Below are 18,373 nucleotides of genomic sequence, written 5' to 3' on the forward strand. Positions count from 1 at the left end.
TTATTTTGGTCTCGGCTTATTTTTAATTGTTCATTATGCTCAAATTGAGACTTACCCTAAAAATATCAATATTAACTGCGACCCTTTATTGCTTAAATTTTATTACTTTGAATCTTTATGACTTTGAGAACTGCCCAAAATAGCCTGTAAATCATGCTTTAATGCGCTCATTTGATTTTCATATTTATCTTTATGTTCTGCATCTTCAATTAACTGAATAATAGTCTCAGATAACGTTTTATTACGTTTTACAGCTAAATTAGATAAACGCTGCCAAACAGAAAAATCTAAATCAATAGATTTTTTCCTGGTATGTGGATGTTCCGCATTGAAATGACGTTTACGTCTTGCACGTATACTTTGCTTCATACGGTTATCAAGCTGAGGGTTCATGTGCTCTTTAATCCATTTAAGCACATCAATTGGGCGACTTTCCATTTTCAGCAGTAACGCTATCGCTTCTTTTTCTGCACTTCTTTCAAGATAACGACTAATCGCCTCGCCAGATCGGGATTTATTAACCAGATACTCCCACTTCCAGCCACATTCAAGATTTTCAAGCTGCTGATATTTCATAATTATTCCTGAAGAAAATCGAACCTATAGTTATATTAGCAATATTAGAAATAAAATGCTCAAGTAGAGATTCAATTTCTCAACTAATCTGTTTTTAACCACAAAGAAAATAACAGTTAAGACGCCAAATAGTGTAGAATTCGCATCCATCCGTTAACAAATTAATAAATTAATATGTCCACTTTTGAATACATACTTCTCGTTTATGGGATTGGGGGCGTATGTTCTATGTTAATCACCCTATTGCTTACCAAAGACCCAAATTTTTATATGCGACTACTGAGCGCAGTATTAATTGGCTTCACATGGCCTATGACTTTGCCAATTGTGCTAATGTTTTCCCTATTCTAGTCAATAATTCAACAATTCTTGCTGCAAGATTGGCTGTCAAAGGCTAATATAGCAAACTTGCCCACTGGGTAATAAACTGACCTGAAATGTTATAATAAAAATAGTGCAAAAAAATGTAATAACATCAAGCCAGATTCAGGTACAAGCGCCCAGCTAAATGGCAGGCATTTCATTTATAACCATATTAATAGCAGATAATTATAGTGATCAGTCAAGAACTTACATGGCAAGGCCTAATACCTGATTTATCGTCTCTACAAACAGATTTTGTCTCTTCGGCAACACTCGCGCCAACAACGCTATCAGATATTCAACCGCGACTATTTGATGGGATGCAGCGCTTTGTGAATGAGTCGGATCAAACACGGTTTATGTTTATCAAATCAGATGAAAGTGAGGAATACCTCAGTCTTTTTGCTGATTCAATTCAACCATTACTGATAAATTCAAAAACCATTGATGGTGGCTATTGCCTATCTGAAGATAAGCAATTATTTCAATGGAAAAATGGCATTAAAAGCCGATTCTCGACACAAGAGAGCATTGCTTATCGCCCATGGATTGAACCAGAGCAATTATTTGGCTATATCACGCCAACAATGACACTTGTTCCTGGACTACTACACCAAATTAATGGTGGCGTATTGATCATCGCAGCTAACACGTTAATCGTTCAGCCACTCATGTGGACACGATTAAAAAATATGGTTAATCGTCGTCAATTAGAATGGCTACCATTATCTGAAAATCATACCCTTCCAGTTTCCGTTGAACCTCAACCTCTAGAACTGAAAATTATCATCGTAGGAGATAGGTTAGCACTGGAAGAAATTGAATATAATGATCCTGAGTTATTTAGCCGTGCTATTTATGGTGAATACGAACCCGTTATGTTTTTCGAGGAAGAAGAACAATTATCGCTATGGATGCGTTACATTAAATCTATCATTATTTTAAATCAGTTGCCGGATATTGCCGCTGATGGCTGGCCTACATTAATTACTCAAGCAACACGTTACTGCGAAGACAAATTCAATCTGCCTTTAGATAGTGCTTGGTTAGCACGCCGTCTTATGGATGCCTCACACCATAAAATTGATAACTTAATCACTCGCGATTCATTAACTCAAGCAGAAGAAAACCGTCTATGGCGTCACAGTTTTATTGCTGAACGCACCTTAGACGATATTTTACAAGATCAAGTCCTTCTTAAAACCGAAGGGGAAGTTATTGGTCAAATTAATGGATTATCAGTCTTACAGTATCCTGGTCATCCTGAAGCTATCGGTGAACCTTCACGGATCACCTGTGTCGCACACTTAGGTGATGGCGAATTCACGGATGTCGAACGTAAAGCTGAGCTTGGTGGCAATATTCATGCAAAAGGCATGATGATAATGGAAGCCTATTTAAATTATGAGCTGAAATTAGAGCAACCACAGCCGTTCTCAGCGTCCATTGTGTTTGAGCAATCTTATGGTGAAGTTGATGGCGATAGTGCCTCACTCGCTGAAGTGTGCGCATTTATTAGTGCTTTATCACTACAACCAATCGATCAGCAAATCGCAGTAACGGGTGCAATTGACCAATTTGGTTATGTTCAACCTATTGGTGGTGTAAATGAAAAAATCGAAGGTTTTTTCGATATCTGTGCTAAACGTGGTTTAACTGGCAACCAGGGTGTTATTATTCCTTTGGCAAATGTTCGTCATTTATGCACTAACAATGACGTTATTGAAGCCGTAAAAGAAGGCCAATTCCATATTTGGCCAGTTGAACATGTCGCACAAGCGATTACACAGCTCACTAAGCAACCTTACTTTGAGCAACAAGCAGATGATGATAGTGTACATCTGTTAGCTTTAATTCAGGAACGTATTCATCAAGCTAATACTCCAGATAAAGCAAGGCTTCCTTGGTTTCTGAAATGGCTTGGTTGAGTAAAAAATATCAGATCGGAGTTGTTCAGCGTACAAGTGTAAGCTATTCTATGGACCTATACATAATAAAGGCAATCTTAAGAACATGGTTGATAAACGCGAATCCTATACAAAAGATGATTTAGAAGCTTCTGGAAGAGGCGAATTATTTGGAGAAAACGGTCCGCCGTTGCCATCAGGAAATATGTTGATGATGGATCGCATCGTCAAAATGACTGAGGATGGCGGTTCATTTAATAAAGGCTATGTCGAAGCTGAACTTGATATCAATCCTGACCTATGGTTCTTTGCCTGCCACTTTACTAATGACCCTGTTATGCCAGGTTGTTTAGGCCTTGATGCTATGTGGCAACTGGTTGGTTTTTATCTCGGTTGGCTCGGCGGTGAAGGTAAAGGTAGAGCACTTGGTGTAGGTGAAGTTAAATTTACCGGACAAGTTCTACCAACGGCTAAAAAAGTCACTTACCGAATCAATTTCAAACGTGTGATTAACCGTAAATTGATTATGGGTGTGGCTGATGGCGAAGTCTTAGTTGACGGTAAAGTAATTTATACCGCCTCAGACCTAAAAGTCGGTTTATTTAAAGATACTAGCGTATTTTAATTGCCAACTAAGCCTTAAAATGCAAACCTCCGCAAATGCGGAGGTTAATAAATTAACAGATTATATTTAGATTAAATATAAAATTGCTTCAGTTATTTAATCTAATAAATCACGGTATATTCTCTTTTATACAGTAACAACTGCCCTGTCCTCCATTGCTTTACGCCAACCACCTAACCAATGTGAACGAGCATCTACTGCCTGATAAGGACATAATTCTTTCGAACGCCCTACTATACCGGCTTGATATCCTCTTGATAAAGCTCTTTCTAAACGATCACGTTTCTGTCTTTTCATGCCTTACTTCCCTCATCATTAAAAATGGAAAAGAAAACAGCACCTACCTTTCGTAATAGGTACCCTATAGGAATAACGCTCTCAGGGTAGAAAATCAAGTAAAGATTTTAATATAAATGTCATAAATAGTATAAATGTGACTTACACACTCTAATTATTCTAATACATTGAATATATTATAAATAATTATTAGTTCTTTATTTTTCATCATATTATACGCAATAGATGTGAATTTGTGAGTAAACGAAAACGGATTAAAAAACTAATATATTGATGGGATAAAAGAAAATAAAAAATAGAAAAAATAACAAAAAAATGCACTCCTTTAAATATCAGGAGTGCACTTCAATAACCGAACCTATTAATAACAAATTTTAATCGCTAACGTTTAATCACTTCTTTTGCAATACCATCAGCGACTTGTTGCCAACCAAGTGCAAGTGTGCGTACTAGCTCAGGGTAGCCATCTTCTTTTTGTTCTAATTGAACATCAAAATTACGACGAGTGACTTCTTTCCCTTGTGTAAAGGTCCAAAAGCCTTGCACTAAAACAATGCCATCATAGCGGCCATTAAAAGCCGTTAAAGTAATATCTAGCGTATCAGGTGAATTTTGTAGCGCCTGTAATGACACCAGCTGTTCAGGTAAGGCAGTTGAAAGCTCACTCACCATTGATTGCCCTAATTGCTGCTCAAGTGGGCTCGCCCATAAATGTGTACTCGCATTACTATAGCTAACATCTGAGGTTTGATAGGTTATTCCATTAGAGGTCAATACATCCGACAACATAATGCGTTGTAACCAAACCTGATTTTTACTCATCACCTCTACATTTTGAACCTTAGAGGATTTCATTGGCAGCTGATAATACATTTTTTCAGGAACGCTACTACAAGCAGCCAACATCAAAACAAATAGGGATAATAAATATCTCATTATTTTTTCACTCCTTTCGGCTCAACATCCTTAGTCGGTTCTGCTTCAAAGACTAATGCATTACTTTTATTATTCAATGTCCGCAATAATGGCTGAACTTCTCTTAAGACTTGATCTAAGCGTTGCATATTATCAACCATCTTATTATATGCAGGAGAACCTGGTTGGAAGCCTTGCATTGCACGATTCATTTCTTGCAACGTTTTTTGTAAGTCATTTGGTAAATTCTGAAACTCTTTGCTCGCCATCACTTTATTCAGTTCAGATAGCATCACATTAGCTTCTTTAATTGTTTTTTGCCCTTCCGCTAGCGTTTGTGTTGTTTGGTTCAACATTGGCTCAATTGGCATATCATTAATTTTATCCAATACCGCAATCACTTTTTGCTGTATTTGCGCTAAACCACCACTTGTGGTTGGGATAATTTTATAACCTGCAACAACGGTAGGTCCTTTATATTCCCCTGCATTCGGGATGAAATCGAGGTCAATATAAAGTGCACCTGTCAATAAATTACCTGATTTTAATGAGCCTCTTAATCCTTCTTTCATTGCGGTCTTCAATTCATTTTTTAAATTGAAATTAGCTCCAACATCTTTTGAGAAACGTTCAGGCTCAATGTGGATTAAGACAGGAATACGGAAATCATTATCCAATGATTGATCTAGGCCTGCGGTATAAAAAGGGACCTGTGCGACAGTACCTAGGCGAATACCACGGAACTCAACAGGTGCACCCGGTTGAAGTCCGCGCACTGAATCAGAGAAAAACAACACGAAATCTTGATACTGAGTATATAAAGAATTCTGAATACTACTTTGGCTATCAAATAGTTGGAACTCAGCATTTTCTTTAACGCTACTACCCGGAACCCAACCATCTGGCACATCAAAACTCACACCGCCCGTTAATAACGTTGCAATTGAGCCCATTTCAACATGTACCCCTTGGGATGACATATCAAAGGCAATTCCGCTATCTTTCCAAAAACGAACGTTAGAACTAATTAGCTTGTCATAAGGAGCATTGATGAATAATTGATAACGCATATCACGATTATTCATATCAAAATTACTGGTTTCGACAGAACCAACACGGTAACCGCGAAATAGAATCGGGTCTCCCGGATTAAGTTGTCCTGCCTTATCACTCATCAACGTGATACGGATACCTTTTGCATCTGGTGATGCTAAAGGTGGAGTATCCAATAAGGTAAATTCAAAATGCTCTTTGGCAGCGAGTCCTGGTTGCAATTCAATATATGCACCTGATAACAACGTGCCTAATCCAGTCACGCCATCACGACCAATTGTTGGTTTAACTATCCAAAAAGCAGAATCTGTACGCAGTAGCTCTTTCATGTCATTATTTAGCCGCGCTTTAATGATTACGCGACTGAAATTGTCATCGAGGGTAACGCTTTCCACAACACCAATATCGACACTGCGACTTTTAATTTTCGTTTTACCCGCCTCAATCCCTTCTGCGTTATAAGTTATCAGCGTGACTTCAGGGCCTTGATGGCTATAGTGGTAAAATAGTATCCAAGCACCTAATAATACAGTCACAATAGGGATCACCCATACCGGTGACCAGCTTTTTAATTTACTGACTTTGGCGTTGGCCTGTGGTGTTTCTTGATCTGTCACCCGATGACTCCTTCTTGTTCAACAGTTTTTACTGTATTTCTTTTTTCACTGCGATCCCATGTCAATCTTGGATCAAACGTCATCGCGGCAAACATCGTTAAAATAACAACGACACCAAAGAAAATCACACCCTGTGCAGGGACGATACTCATTAACTGCCCCATTTGAACTAATGCGGCTAAAATAGTGATAACAAACACGTCAATCATTGACCAACGACCAACATACTCCACCATTTCATAAATAAAATGCATACGATGCGGATCTCTATTGCCATAGCCTTTTGAATCAAGGCATAGCCACGCAATACTTATCATTTTCAATGATGGCACCATAATACTGGCAATAAAAATAATTAAAGCTACAGGATAGGAACCATCTTCCCACAGTAATATCACACCATCCATAATGGTTGAATGCAAATCACTACCTAAGGTATTCGTTGTCATGACAGGCAATACATTCGCAGGAATATAAAGCAAAATTGAGGTTAATAATAGTGCCCAAGTCCATTGTATACTTTGATGTTTTCGAACGGCCCCATGTGCGTAACAACGCGTACATTGCGATTGCTCTGCCGGTAAAATTGCCGTGCAAACAAGGCATAACCTGACACCTTGGCTAATTCCGGTTTGCCCAACTTTCAATTTTTTATCCAGCAAAGGCGCCGCTTCAATTCGATTCCATAACCAATGGCGGTCAAGGCACTGAAATGCCCTGACTTGTAACATGCAAAATAAGCAATAAGGGATAAAACTCAGCCCGACACCAATATCACCATAAGCAATTAATTTTACAAAGCTGACTAATACACCCGCTAAAAATATCTCAGCCATGCACCATGTTTTCATCTGAAATAAGATGCGAGTTATCCACACTTTTAGTCTCTTAGGGATATGCACTTGCAACCCTAAGAGAATAATCGTCACCATACAAAATGCAGGGATGACAAGTGAAAAAAACAAGAAAAACAAAGCTAAACCGCTATAGCGGGTTGTCGAGATAATTTCAATGATTTGAAAAAGAGAGATCTCATTTTCAATACCCGCCGCGCCCATTTTCACAAAAGGAAATAGACAAGCAACAAATAGCATCGCTAGTGCGCTAAATGCATAAGCTGCTGGTTGCTTGTAAGGGTATCGCCACTTTGAAATTAACGTTGTATCACAGCGTGGACAAGTCGCTTTACTGCCCTGTTCCAATTCAGGAACGGCAATCAGCATGTCACACTGTGTACAAAGTACATGTTCATGAGACTCATGAGAACACAAGGTATTGTCTCTCCTCTTTATTTCAAATCGTTATCTCAACCGTTTTTCTGTAATTCAAGCTCTTGCCAACGATCAAACGCTTGCTCTAATTCTTGCTCTTTTTCAGCCAGAGAGCTCAAGGTTTTTTCTGTAACATCATGAGGTTGATTAAAGAAATCAGCATCGCCAATTTTTGCCTGAAGCGCTTCAACTTCTGATTCAAGTTGCTCTAATTTTGCTGGTAGTAACTCTAATTCACGCAGCAAATTGTAGCTTAACTTATTCACTTTCTTTGTTGGCTCTTTTGGCTTAACACTTTTTTCTGGCGCAGCGACTTTACTGTTTTGTTCAGGCTTTAAACTCACAGTTTGTGCTCTTTGTTGCTGAGCATCAAAATATCCGCCCGCAAAACGCTTAATTACGCCATTGCCTTCAAAAATCCAGCACTCTGTCACACTGTTATCAACAAATTCACGGTCATGGCTGACCAACAACACAGTACCTTGATAACTATCAACTAATTCTTCAAGTAGCTCTAATGTTTCCACATCAAGGTCATTGGTTGGCTCATCGAGGATCAATAAATTACTTGGTTTTAAAAATAAACGGGCAAGTAATAAACGATTACGCTCACCACCGGACAATGCTCTCACGGGTGTCATGGCACGTTTTGGCGGGAACATAAAGTCTTGTAAATAACCTAAGACATGGCGCGGTTTACCGTTAACCATGACTTCTTGCTTACCTTCAGCAAGGTTATCCATCACGGTTTTATCTGGGTCAAGTGCAGCACGATGTTGGTCAAAATAGGCAACTTCAAGTTTAGTACCACAATGTACTCGACCACTATCTGCCTGTAAATCACCAAGCATCAAACGTAGCAAAGTTGTTTTACCACATCCATTTGGGCCCACTAGCGCAATTTTGTCTCCACGCATAACTTGCGCAGAAAAATCATTGACGAGTACTTTATTATCAATTTGATAATTAACGTTTTCCATTTCAAACACAATTTTGCCTGAACGGGCGGCTTCGCCAACTTGCATGCGTGCTGTTCCCATTACTTCACGGCGCTCTGAACGCTCGACTCGCAAGGCTTTCAGTGCACGAACACGACCTTCATTACGCGTACGTCTCGCTTTAATCCCTTGGCGGATCCAAGTTTCTTCTTGTGCTAGCTTGCGATCAAACTCAGCATTTTGCATTTCTTCTACGCGCAGAGCTTCTTCTTTACTCAACAAGTAGTTGTCATAATCACCCGGCCATGACGCTAATTGTCCTCGGTCTAAATCGATAATACGAGTTGCCATATTACGAATAAAAGAACGGTCATGGGAAATAAATACGATACTACCTTGGAAATCTTTTAAGAAATTTTCCAACCATAAAATAGTTTCGATATCTAAGTGGTTCGTTGGCTCATCAAGGAACAATACGCGAGGATTACTCACCAGCGCACGACCTAAAGCCGCTTTACGCAGCCACCCACCCGAAAGTGAAGACAGTTCAGCATCTCCCGGCAAACCTAGTTTCTTTAGAACGTCCTCAATACGAGAATCGAGTAGCCATAAATTACGGTTATCTAGAATTTCTTGAACTTCAGATAATTTATTTAAATTTTTCTCACTCGGGTCTTCTTCAACCAATTTTAAGATGTGGTGATAATCTTTTAAATATTGAGCTTGTTCAGCGACGCCTTCAGCAACAAAATCATAAATAGTCCCTTCAACGTTACGCGGAGGGTCTTGTTGCAAACGTGCCACGATAAGATCTTGTTCATAAATTAGCTGACCATCATCAAGAGGTTGCTCTTTAGTCAGCACTCTCATCAACGTTGATTTGCCCGCACCATTACGGCCAACTAAACAAACTCGTTCATTATCTTCAATATGTATTTCTGTGTTATCAAGTAGTGGTGCATCACTAAAAGCAAGGTATGCACCAGACAAATTAATTAAAGCCATTGATTCTTATCCTTTACTCTGCGTGACGAATTAGCCAGCAGTTATGAATTTGACGATTACGGGCGAAATCTTCTGAACGTGTTTTGCCAGTAATTTCTTCTGCATGTAGCCCTAGCTCATCCAGCGCCTCAGTATCCATTTTGAAACCACGTTTATTATTCGAAAACATGACAGTTCCACCACGGCGTAGCAGGCGTTTTAAATCGGTAATTAATTGAATGTGATCGCGTTGTACGTCGAAAGTACCATCCATACGTTTTGAATTTGAGAACGTAGGGGGATCGATGAAGATCAGATCAAATTGTTCGTCACTATTCGCTAACCAGCCTAAACAATCCGCTTGAATTAAACGATGTTGGCGACCAGATAAACCATTTGCTTGTAGATTTTTCTCTGCCCATTCTAAATAAGTACGCGACATATCAACAGAAGTGGTACTTTTTGCGCCGCCAAGACCTGCATGAACAGTTGCAGAGCCTGTATAACAGAACAGATTTAGAAAATCTGCACCTTTACTCATTTGCCCTAACATTCGACGCGCGACACGATGATCAAGGAATAATCCTGTATCAAGGTAGTCCGTTAAGTTAACTAACATTTTCGCGTTGTATTCTTGCACTAAAAAGAAATCATCTTTTTGTGCCAATTTTTCGTATTGTTGTTTGCCTTTTTGACGTTGACGCGTTTTAAGTATCAACTGATTAGAGGTCAATTCCAAAACATTCATCGTGGCTGTAATGACATCAAACAGACGTTGGCGTGCTTTACGCTCATCAACGGTTTTTGGTGGCGCATATTCTTGCACAACCACTTTGCTACCGTAAATATCCACGGCTACGTTATATTCAGGCAAATCCGCATCATAGACTCGGTAGCAATCAACACCTTGCTGCTTCGCCCATTTACTCAGTTTTTTATGATTTTTACGCAAACGATTTGCAAAATCAGGAGAAATTTCGCCAACACCTTCAGAAGGTACTGCTGCCAATATATAGTTTTTCTGCACGCAATCGAGAGGACCATTTTTGGCCTTAAATTCGCGCTCTGAACGTAATTGCAAACAACTCAGTAACTCGGGTGAACCACTGAATACCGAAAAACGCCATCCAGGAAAACGAGCTTTAACGACACGTCCAAATTGACTGTGCAATGCCACCAGCGCTGGCTCGCTTTCTAAACGTTCACCGTATGGCGGATTACAAACAATCGTACCGGTTATCTCTGTTTTTACTGGATTTTCAAGAGATGCTGCATCCCCTTGATTAAAGCTAATTAAATCTTGTAGCCCTGCTCTGCGTGCATTAGCGCGTGCCATATCTAATACACGTTTATCAATGTCATAACCATAAAAACGTGAAGTTGTTTCTTTAAGACCTTGACGAAAACGCACTTGTGCTTCCGCTTTTAGTTCACGCCATAGCTCCGCATTATATTTTGACCACGCGTAAAAACCCCAATGCTCACGATATAAACCTGGCGCTCTATCCGCAGCCATCATTGCAGCTTCAATTAATAAAGTACCTGAGCCACACATAGGATCGACCAAAGGCGTCCCATTTTGCCAGCCAGAACGATTAATAATCGCCGCACCCAAGGTTTCTTTTAATGGTGCTTGACCCGCAAGGTCACGATAAGCACGAACATGTAAGGAGTCGCCACTTAAATCTAAAGCAACACTAACTCTTTCTTTATTAAGGTACACATTGACACGAATATCAGCTTGCTGACGTGCAACATCAGGTCGTTGATCTAACTTACGCGTAAAGCAGTCTACGATGGCATCTTTGACTCTCAATGCACCATACTGACTATTACGAATTTCGTCATTCGTACCGGTAAAGTGCACTACAAAAGTGTCATTAACTGAGAAAATTTCTGTCCAGTCAATCGCTTGTACACCTAGATACAAATCCATGTCGCTATAGACGTCAAAATCACTTAAAGGCAATAAAATACGCGATGCCAGCCGACTCCAAAGTAGGCTTTGGTACATCACTCGTTCATCGGCCTGAAAATAGACACCCCCTTGTGCAATCTTGCACTGGCTAGCTCCAAGAGCTTCCAATTCCGTTTTCAGTAGTTCTTCCAGGCCTCGAGCTGTGCTGGCAAACAAAGAATTCATAGTATTTATTACCGATTTCAATGAAAATTGTTGCGCATTATAGCTAATCTTATGCGCTTGTCATAAAGTTGCTGTGCAACAATTATAAGGATTAAAAAATGATAACGCTTTCGCGCATTTATACACACCCAATCAAATCAATGAGAGGGATACGTTTATCTCATGCATTCGCTGATATCAGCGGACTGACTTTTGATCGTAACTTTATGGTAACGACACTGGAAGGTAAATTCATTACTGCAAGAAAATATCCACAGATGTTACTGTTCACACCCGCTATGCTTAATAATGGGCTTTATCTTAGAGCACCAAATGGCGAAAGCGCTACCGTATTGTATCAGGACTTTAACGATAATCAGAGTCCTACTGAAGTTTGGGGCAATCATTTTCATGCGCTTATTGCGCCGGATGCGATAAATAGTTGGTTAAGCAGCTTTTTTGACGAGCCAGTTCAATTACGTTGGCTCAGTCCTCAGCTATCTCGCAGAGTGAAAACCCATACCGATATTCCATTATCCTTTGCAGATGGTTACCCTTTTCTATTAATTAGTGAATCTTCAGTACAAGAACTTCAACGTCGTTGCCCTGCAAGTATTAAGCTTGAGCAATTTCGCGGTAACTTGATTATTACTGGCGCCAAACCTTTCGAAGAAGATACCTGGAAAAAAATTCAAATAGGCGATATCGTTTTCACTTTAGACAAGCCTTGTAGTCGCTGCATTTTAACCACCGTCAGCCCTGAAAAAGGCATCAAACATCCGAACAGTGAGCCTCTGGCAACGTTACAAACATTCCGCACAGCAGAAAATGGGAATGTGGATTTTGGTCAAAATGTCATTATTCACAACACGGGTGTCATTCGCGTTGGCGATCAACTCACCGTATTAGAAACCAAGTTAGCAGAAAAATACGTTGAGAAAGAAAGAGAAACACCCGTCGCGGTATCGACCAATAAACCACAAATCAACACGTTGAGTTTAATCTTTGAAGGTATTGAATATCAAGGGGATAATCAGAGTGTTATCTTAGAACAGCTTGAATCACATGGTATCTCTGTTCCATATTCATGCCGTGCAGGTCTTTGTGGTTGTTGTAAAATAAAGCTTATCGAAGGGGAAGTAACACCATTAAAACAAAGTGCAATTAAAGATAATGGCTATATATTAGCCTGTAGCTGCATACCTAAAAGCGCAGTCAAACTTGCTTTAAAATAGTATTAATAGATTTGTCTATTCAAACACCATCACGAAAAATAATTTAGATAAAGTGATGGTGTTAATAAACTAGAGTTAAATTAATCGTTATATTTATATGATGGTATTTTATTTATTTTTACTTTTCTGTATTCACCGATCATAAACGATCAACTAAATGACATTTCCATATAGTATACGCTTAGTCTTCGCTGAATATTGCATCATACGATCATTCATGATCTTAATTGGATCACAAAATCGCAAAGTCCTATCTGACAATTCAAGCAGTGGCTCCGCTAATAAACATAAACTCGCCGATATACCTGCTTCCGCAATGATAAATGTTGAATAGCAATTAGTATTCTCTAAACACACTTGAACCAATTGCCCTTGAGCAGGCTCAGTAACATAGTGAAAGGTTGAAAAATACCAGCTTTTAGGCATTTGTGGTTTTAAAAAACGAAAAGCAACAAGACTATTTAATACTAACTCCGCTCTTTCTTCGAGAGTTATATTTAATCTCTTCGCTTGCTCATCAAATATATAATATTCACCTGCATCTTCAATACTAAATGGCATTTCATTTCGAGCAAAAGCCGTTAGCATTTTTGCGGGAAAACATGACCGGAATATCATTCCGTTGGCGAGGTCTAGCATCACCCTGTCATGATCATGATCAAAATACCAACGCCAATGATCATCAGGTTTAATTTTCATAAACGATCCTTCAGCGATTTATCGGTAAATAAACTTTAGGATCGATCATCAATAATGATTGTTCCAAAAATCTATAATGAGTCCTTAAATGTCCAAGTTAAGATTAGATAATAAAGCGCTATATTTGACGTAAATAGCCTATAACTTAAAGCATAAAGGAGATAAAACTAGTTAAAAAATAAACAATATTCATAATATAGATTAAAAGGGGGAATAAATAAACCCCCTTGATATGTAAATTTACACTTTATTAGATATTATTGACAATATCTTTTATTAATTTTGGTCCATGGTAAATAAAGCCAGAATAAATTTGTATTAATGAGGCCCCAGCTTCCATTTTTTCCCGAGCAGCTGTCAGTGAATCAATTCCACCCACACCAATAATTGGCAATTTACCGTTTAATTCTTGGGAAATAAGCTTAATCACTTGGGTACTTTTTAATTGAACTGGGCGTCCGCTTAATCCCCCCATTTCATTGCAATAATTTAAACCTTGTACCAATGAACGGTCTAACGTTGTATTCGTGGCAATAACACCATCTATATTATGTCGAACTAAGCTATCAGCAACCTGAATAATTTCTTCTTCAGTTAAATCCGGTGCAATTTTAACAGCAACTGGAACATATTTCTGATGCACAGATTGCAACTCAAGTTGCTTAGCTTTAATACCACTTAATAAATCATCTAAAGCTTCACCATATTGCAAAGTGCGTAGACCGGGAGTATTTGGAGAAGAAATATTCACGGCAATATAACCGGCATGGGCATAAACTTTATCCATGCAAATTAAATAGTCGTCTTTACCTTGTTCAACGGGCGTATCTTTATTTTTACCAATATTAATACCAATTATTCCGCCATAATTTGATTTTTTGACATTCTCAACAAGGTTATCAACGCCTTTATTATTAAATCCCATTCGATTAATCAAACCTTCCGCTTCGACTAATCTAAACAAACGTGGCTTGTCATTACCTGACTGTGGTTTCGGCGTAATCGTTCCAATCTCAACAAAACCAAAACCCATAGCGCCGAAAGCATCAATACAATCACCATCTTTATCTAAACCCGCAGCAAGCCCTAAGGGATTCTTAAACGAAAGTCCCATACATTGAACAGGTTTAGTCGCAACAGATTGGCGTAAAAGGAATTTTAGAGGGGAATTAGTTAAACGTTGGAGCTGACGAAAAGTCAATTCGTGAGCTTTTTCAGGGTCGAACTGAAATAGTGCCTTGCGGGCAAGGTGATATAACATATTCAATAACCTATTTTCTATCTATGCGAATACATGTCTAAGCGTAAAGAAAGACACAATATTGCGCGTGCCAATACACTCGCCAATTTAGTTTGCCGAGCCCCTAATAACATAGCTTATTTTTCATTCGATAAAACGCGCTATAGACTACCTTAACTTGACGTTATTTACCCATGAAAAAATCAATAAAAATGATGTTTGATTGATTTACCACCATTTAAGACCCCGTTAGATATGCGAGGACAACAACAAGATAAGAATAATAGGTAATAAAAAGCCCCTAAAATTTAATTTAAGGGCTTAAATTGACAGTTTAATCGTTATCCCATTTAGGAAATATATAAACCTAGTTTTGATACTGTTAGCTTTCTAACGCTTTAGTCACCTTCTCAAATAAATCCCCTGAAAGGTTGTCTAATGCTTTTAATTGCAAAAGGATATTACGCATCAAACCTTGACGTTTTTCATCATAACGCTTTAAGCGAATTAACGGCTCAATCAATCTTGAGGCAACTTGCGGGTTACGCGTGTTTAAATCAACTAATATTTCATATAAGAATTGATATCCACTGCTATCTTCTGCATGAAAATTCACTGGGTTACCTGCAGTGAAAGCCCCGACTAATGAACGAATACGGTTTGGATTACTCATACTAAATGAACGATGATTTAATAATTTTCGGACATTTTCTAGCGCATCTTTAGAAGAATTAGCGCCTTGCAAAGCAAACCATTTATCCATCACCAGACCATCGTGGTGCCAGCGTTCATCAAAATCAGCCATTAATTCAACATGACAAGGCAATTTCTCTTCATAAGCTGCGGTTAGCGCAGCCAGCGAGTCAGTCATGTTATCCGCAGTTTTATATTGGTTTTGAACCAATTTATTGGCCAATTCCTTATCGTCACCCGCAGCAAGATATTGCAAGCAAGTATTACGTAATGCACGCTTAGCAATGTCTTGGTGATCAACTCGATATCCATCAATTTTAATTGAACCATATACCGCCAAAAATTCATCATGTAATTGGATTGCAAGCTGGTCAAAGATGAAGTCATGAACTTCATGAATAGCGACAGGATCAATTACCGGGAATTGTTCCGCAATCTCATTTTCCGATGGCAACGTTAAAATCAATGCAGCCAAAGCCGGATCAATTGAATCGCTCAACAGCACAGCTCGAAACGCATCAATAACATGCTCAGGTAAAACTAACGCTTCACCCTGATGAAATTTTGCAACGTTGATTTTCGCATAGTTATTAATTAACTGCTGAGCCGCATCCCAACGTGAGAATTCATTGCTGGCATGTTGCATTAAGAAGGCTAGTTGCTCATCAGTATAAGGATAGTCAAGCTTAACAGGCGCTGAAAACTCACGTAGCAACGAAGGTACTGGTTGACTGGTGATTTCATCAAAAACAAAAGTTTGTGACTCTTGGGTAATATTTAAAACTGAATTTACCTGATTCCCTTCGCGTTTTAATGGGATCACCGCGCCATCTTGTCCATACAATTCAATATCCAAAGGAATATGCAGGGGAAGTTTTTCAGCTTGGTCTGCCGTTGGTGGAGTCATTTGGCTCACATGCAGAACATATTGTTGCTTTTCAGGCAAATATTCATCGCGTACCGTTAATACTGGCGTGCCTGATTGGCTATACCAACGACGAAATAGTGATAAATCGACATTTGATGCATCTTCCATCGCTTGAACAAAATCATCACAAGTCGCGGCGCTACCATCATGGCGATGTACATATAACTGCATACCTGCTTGAAACATCTCTTCGCCGAGTAATGTGTGGATCATCCGAATAACTTCAGATCCCTTTTCATAGACGGTCAAAGTATAAAAGTTATTCATTTCAATAACTTTTTCAGGGCGAATTGGATGTGCCATTGGGCTTGCATCTTCGGCAAATTGAGCCGCGCGCATCACTTTAACATTGTTGATACGATTTACTGAGCGAGAACCTAAATCTGAACTAAATTCTTGATCGCGAAAAACAGTCAAACCTTCTTTTAGACTTAATTGGAACCAATCACGACAAGTGATACGGTTACCGGTCCAGTTATGAAAATATTCATGACCAATGACCGATTCAATACCGAGATAATCTTTATCTGTTGCCGTTTCACTTTTTGCTAAAACATATTTAGAGTTGAAAACATTCAGGCCTTTATTTTCCATTGCGCCCATATTGAAGAAATCAACGGCCACAATCATATAAATATCAAGATCATATTCAAGGCCAAAACGCTCTTCATCCCATTTCATGGCATTTTTCAATGACTGCATTGCCCAAGGCGCACGGTCTAAATTACCTTTATCAACAAACAACTCTAAGGCGACTTCGCGACCACTACGGGTAATAAAAACATCTTTTAAAACATCAAAATCACCCGCGACAACCGCAAATAAATAACTTGGTTTTGGGAATGGATCTTCCCATTTAACCCAATGACGGCCATCTTCCAGCTCACCTTTTGCAACACGATTACCATTTGATAATAAGTAAGGGTAACGTGTTTTATCTGCGGTGATAGTTGTGGTGTAACGGGCTAAAACGTCAGGCCTGTCTTGAAAGTAGGTGATATGACGGAAGCCTTCGGCCTCGCATTGCGTACACAATGCTTCCCCAGAAACATACAAACCTTCTAATGCGGTATTTTTTTCAGGGCTGATTTCATTCACAATGCGCAAGGTAAATGTTTCAGGTAAGCCCTCAATAATTAATTTTCCGTCTTCTTCTTTATATTGAGTCCAAGCCTGACCATCGATTTCAAGGCTAATGAGTGATAAATCTTCACCATGTAACTCAAGCGTCGATGATTGAGGATTAAGACGTTTAACCTTACTGACTGCCGTTACTACAGTCTTTACTGGGTCAAGGTTAAAATCGAGTGCGATTTCATTGATAGTATAATCAGGAGCTTGATAATCATGGCGATATTTTGCTTGTCGTAACTGGGTCATAAGGTAACCTTATTATGCGTTAATTCAGTATCGTGCTGTTTTGTTACTTCATACAATACTATAACAACTGGTAATGTGAACGGATTTGAGAAACATTTTCATCAAAAGATATTAAGCTTTTATATAAGAATGTTGTCACTTTATCTATAACCGTACCTAACTTTGTTAACAAATCGTTTGTTTGTTGGTGCTATCCCACTATTAAATATTTCATTACCTGTTAGTATCAATCGGTGATTAGTTCCTTTTTGTGCTATCACTCACAGTAAATTATTAGCATTCAAATTATTTGCTTAATTCGTCTATTTTAGATATTCATTTGAAAGTATTACACATTGATTTGAAAGCAATACATTAAAAAATAAACAGGTGAATTAAAGTTGAAATGTCCTCACGGCACATCAAGATAGAATAAAACTTCAATCTTTTGGTAAAGTGAGTATACTTTTGCAACTTTAATGATTTAGACCCTTGATAATTCAAGTGACACGACAGCGTCAAATAGAGCAACTCAATGACGTTTATGTGTA

14 protein-coding genes are annotated in these 18,373 nt (G+C 38.8%); 4 read left to right on the plus strand and 10 right to left on the minus strand.

Annotated elements, in window-relative coordinates; translation table 11 throughout:
• Positions 1 to 102 precede the first annotated feature (102 nt).
• The gene (gene matP, locus AAZR93_RS12825) at positions 103 to 576 is read right to left on the minus strand and encodes a macrodomain Ter protein MatP (protein WP_434720021.1); all 474 of its coding nucleotides are present in this window, start codon (positions 574 to 576) and stop codon (positions 103 to 105) included.
• 228 nt (positions 577 to 804) lie between these two features.
• Between matP and AAZR93_RS12830 the strand changes: the two genes are divergently transcribed.
• The 3 genes from AAZR93_RS12830 (at position 805) to fabA (ending at position 3,471) form a co-directional block, all read left to right on the plus strand.
• Complete coding sequence (locus AAZR93_RS12830; protein WP_434720022.1) at positions 805 to 927, plus strand: GhoT/OrtT family toxin; 123 nt, start codon at positions 805 to 807, stop codon at positions 925 to 927.
• Between the two features lie 203 nt (positions 928 to 1,130).
• Positions 1,131 to 2,867, plus strand: a complete 1,737-nt coding sequence (locus tag AAZR93_RS12835; RefSeq protein WP_434720023.1) for an AAA family ATPase — start codon at positions 1,131 to 1,133, stop codon at positions 2,865 to 2,867.
• Between the two features lie 85 nt (positions 2,868 to 2,952).
• Entirely contained in the window at positions 2,953 to 3,471 is a 519-nt protein-coding gene (gene fabA / locus AAZR93_RS12840) for a bifunctional 3-hydroxydecanoyl-ACP dehydratase/trans-2-decenoyl-ACP isomerase (RefSeq protein WP_294107298.1), read from the plus strand.
• 126 nt (positions 3,472 to 3,597) lie between these two features.
• Here the strand turns inward: fabA and rmf are convergent, their stop codons facing one another.
• The 6 genes from rmf to rlmKL all read right to left on the minus strand — a co-directional run bounded on the left by rmf (position 3,598) and on the right by rlmKL (position 11,689).
• Positions 3,598 to 3,768 (minus strand): ribosome modulation factor, encoded by a 171-nt coding sequence (rmf, locus tag AAZR93_RS12845; protein ID WP_294107299.1) that lies wholly within the window; start codon positions 3,766 to 3,768, stop codon positions 3,598 to 3,600.
• A 381-nt stretch (positions 3,769 to 4,149) separates the two neighbouring features.
• Positions 4,150 to 4,704 (minus strand): membrane integrity-associated transporter subunit PqiC, encoded by a 555-nt coding sequence (gene pqiC / locus AAZR93_RS12850; protein WP_434720024.1) that lies wholly within the window; start codon positions 4,702 to 4,704, stop codon positions 4,150 to 4,152.
• A complete protein-coding gene (gene pqiB / locus AAZR93_RS12855) occupies positions 4,704 to 6,353 on the minus strand; it encodes an intermembrane transport protein PqiB (RefSeq protein ID WP_294107301.1) in 1,650 nt (549 codons plus the stop codon). Before pqiB ends, pqiC begins: the two co-directional genes overlap by 1 nt.
• On the minus strand, positions 6,350 to 7,624 hold the full coding sequence (gene pqiA, locus AAZR93_RS12860; RefSeq protein WP_336430809.1) for a membrane integrity-associated transporter subunit PqiA: 1,275 nt from the start codon (positions 7,622 to 7,624) through the stop codon (positions 6,350 to 6,352). Before pqiA ends, pqiB begins: the two co-directional genes overlap by 4 nt.
• 35 nt (positions 7,625 to 7,659) lie before the next feature.
• Complete coding sequence (locus AAZR93_RS12865) at positions 7,660 to 9,567, minus strand: ABC transporter ATP-binding protein (protein WP_336430810.1); 1,908 nt, start codon at positions 9,565 to 9,567, stop codon at positions 7,660 to 7,662.
• Positions 9,568 to 9,580: 13 nt separating this feature from the next.
• Positions 9,581 to 11,689: a bifunctional 23S rRNA (guanine(2069)-N(7))-methyltransferase RlmK/23S rRNA (guanine(2445)-N(2))-methyltransferase RlmL gene (rlmKL, locus tag AAZR93_RS12870; protein WP_294107304.1), complete on the minus strand. Its 2,109-nt coding sequence runs from the start codon at positions 11,687 to 11,689 to the stop codon at positions 9,581 to 9,583.
• 98 nt (positions 11,690 to 11,787) lie between these two features.
• Here rlmKL and AAZR93_RS12875 point away from each other — a divergent pair, with 98 nt between their 5' ends.
• Complete coding sequence (locus AAZR93_RS12875; protein ID WP_434720025.1) at positions 11,788 to 12,903, plus strand: YcbX family protein; 1,116 nt, start codon at positions 11,788 to 11,790, stop codon at positions 12,901 to 12,903.
• A 153-nt stretch (positions 12,904 to 13,056) separates the two neighbouring features.
• Here the strand turns inward: AAZR93_RS12875 and AAZR93_RS12880 are convergent, their stop codons facing one another.
• The 3 genes from AAZR93_RS12880 to pepN all read right to left on the minus strand — a co-directional run bounded on the left by AAZR93_RS12880 (position 13,057) and on the right by pepN (position 17,843).
• A complete protein-coding gene (locus AAZR93_RS12880; RefSeq protein WP_434720026.1) occupies positions 13,057 to 13,602 on the minus strand; it encodes a cell division protein ZapC in 546 nt (181 codons plus the stop codon).
• 250 nt (positions 13,603 to 13,852) lie between these two features.
• On the minus strand, positions 13,853 to 14,863 hold the full coding sequence (pyrD, locus tag AAZR93_RS12885) for a quinone-dependent dihydroorotate dehydrogenase (protein WP_434720027.1): 1,011 nt from the start codon (positions 14,861 to 14,863) through the stop codon (positions 13,853 to 13,855).
• 361 nt (positions 14,864 to 15,224) lie between these two features.
• Entirely contained in the window at positions 15,225 to 17,843 is a 2,619-nt protein-coding gene (gene pepN, locus AAZR93_RS12890) for an aminopeptidase N (RefSeq protein ID WP_434720028.1), read from the minus strand.
• Between the last annotated feature and the right edge of the window lie 530 nt (positions 17,844 to 18,373).

Origin of the sequence: Providencia sp. Je.9.19, from assembly GCF_051129765.1 — a bacterium.
Lineage (GTDB): Bacteria > Pseudomonadota > Gammaproteobacteria > Enterobacterales > Enterobacteriaceae > Providencia.

What these genes read in the sequence shown, in the direction of transcription:
- AAZR93_RS12865 (WP_336430810.1), bottom strand. Translation starts at nt 9,567, where the DNA reads ATGGCTTTAATTAATTTGTCTGGTGCATACCTTGCTTTTAGTGATGCA.
- AAZR93_RS12875 (WP_434720025.1), top strand. Translation starts at nt 11,788, where the DNA reads ATGATAACGCTTTCGCGCATTTATACACACCCAATCAAATCAATGAGA.
- rlmKL (WP_294107304.1), bottom strand. Translation starts at nt 11,689, where the DNA reads ATGAATTCTTTGTTTGCCAGCACAGCTCGAGGCCTGGAAGAACTACTG.
- rmf (WP_294107299.1), bottom strand. Translation starts at nt 3,768, where the DNA reads ATGAAAAGACAGAAACGTGATCGTTTAGAAAGAGCTTTATCAAGAGGA.
- fabA (WP_294107298.1), top strand. Translation starts at nt 2,953, where the DNA reads ATGGTTGATAAACGCGAATCCTATACAAAAGATGATTTAGAAGCTTCT.
- AAZR93_RS12880 (WP_434720026.1), bottom strand. Translation starts at nt 13,602, where the DNA reads ATGAAAATTAAACCTGATGATCATTGGCGTTGGTATTTTGATCATGAT.
- pqiC (WP_434720024.1), bottom strand. Translation starts at nt 4,704, where the DNA reads ATGAGATATTTATTATCCCTATTTGTTTTGATGTTGGCTGCTTGTAGT.
- matP (WP_434720021.1), bottom strand. Translation starts at nt 576, where the DNA reads ATGAAATATCAGCAGCTTGAAAATCTTGAATGTGGCTGGAAGTGGGAG.
- AAZR93_RS12830 (WP_434720022.1), top strand. Translation starts at nt 805, where the DNA reads ATGTTAATCACCCTATTGCTTACCAAAGACCCAAATTTTTATATGCGA.
- pepN (WP_434720028.1), bottom strand. Translation starts at nt 17,843, where the DNA reads ATGACCCAGTTACGACAAGCAAAATATCGCCATGATTATCAAGCTCCT.
- pyrD (WP_434720027.1), bottom strand. Translation starts at nt 14,863, where the DNA reads ATGTTATATCACCTTGCCCGCAAGGCACTATTTCAGTTCGACCCTGAA.